The organism is Oleiphilus sp. HI0125 (assembly GCF_001635355.1).
Window position 1 is genome coordinate 1 of the sequence record NZ_LWGF01000069.1, and the last position, 845, is coordinate 845.

General features: G+C 41.9%; 1 protein-coding gene and 1 pseudogene. One reads left to right on the plus strand and one right to left on the minus strand.

Features of this window, described 5'->3' with window-relative positions:
• Positions 1-29: 29 nt before the first annotated feature.
• Positions 30-434 carry a ferric iron uptake transcriptional regulator gene (gene fur, locus A3762_RS01210; RefSeq protein ID WP_068477987.1) on the plus strand — a complete coding sequence of 135 codons (405 nt, stop codon included), beginning with the start codon at positions 30-32 and terminating at the stop codon, positions 432-434.
• Between the two features lie 20 nt (positions 435-454).
• On the opposite strand, the pseudogene A3762_RS26810 reads toward fur, so the two are convergent.
• Positions 455-845 (minus strand): annotated as a pseudogene (locus A3762_RS26810) (DNA repair protein RecN); the annotation flags it as partial.

The following is an 845-nucleotide window of genomic DNA, read 5'->3' on the forward strand; positions in this document are numbered from 1 at the left end:
CCTATATACATCATAATAAAGAGTAAGTTATGCCTGAAAATACTGATTTAAAAAAAGCCGGATTAAAAGTAACTGTTCCACGCCTTAAAGTGTTGGGTCTCTTAGAAGCTTCTGATGGTAAGCATATGAGTGCTGAAGATGTGTATAAGGCACTTCTAGAATCAGGTGATGATGTAGGTTTGGCAACGGTGTATCGCGTACTGACTCAGTTTGAAGCGGCAGGTTTAGTGCAGCGCAATAATTTTGAAGGTGGCCATGCTGTTTTTGAGTTGGCGAGTGAAGAGCATCATGATCATATGGTTGATGCTGAGTCTGGTGAAGTTGTTGAATTTTATGATGAAATTATTGAAAAACGTCAGCACGAAATTGCCGAGAAATACGGCTATGAATTAGTTGATCATAGTTTGACCTTGTACGTTCGTAAGAAGAAATAATAAATCTTGTAATGCTGGGGTTAGTTGAGCCCTAGCATTTCTTTCGCATGCGCTTTAGTTTGCTCAGTAATATCTATCCCGCCTAACATTCTTGCTACTTCATCTGTTCTTTCTGCGTTATTTAATGGCTCAACCGCTGAGTGCATTGTTCCATCAATGATTGATTTACTAATGCGAAGATGGCGGTCACCTTGCGAGGCGACTTGAGGTTGGTGAGTGATGCAAATGACTTGGCCTGTTTGCCCAAGCTCTTTTAGTAACTTTCCTACAACTTCAGCTGTACCGCCGCCGATCCCAACATCTACTTCATCAAATACCATACTTGGAACAGCTGAACGCTGAGCGAGAACAACTTGAATCGCTAAACTGATTCTTGATAGTTCACCGCCTGAGGCGACCTTGGCAAGAGGT

What these genes read in the sequence shown, in the direction of transcription:
- fur (WP_068477987.1), top strand. Translation starts at nt 30, where the DNA reads ATGCCTGAAAATACTGATTTAAAAAAAGCCGGATTAAAAGTAACTGTT.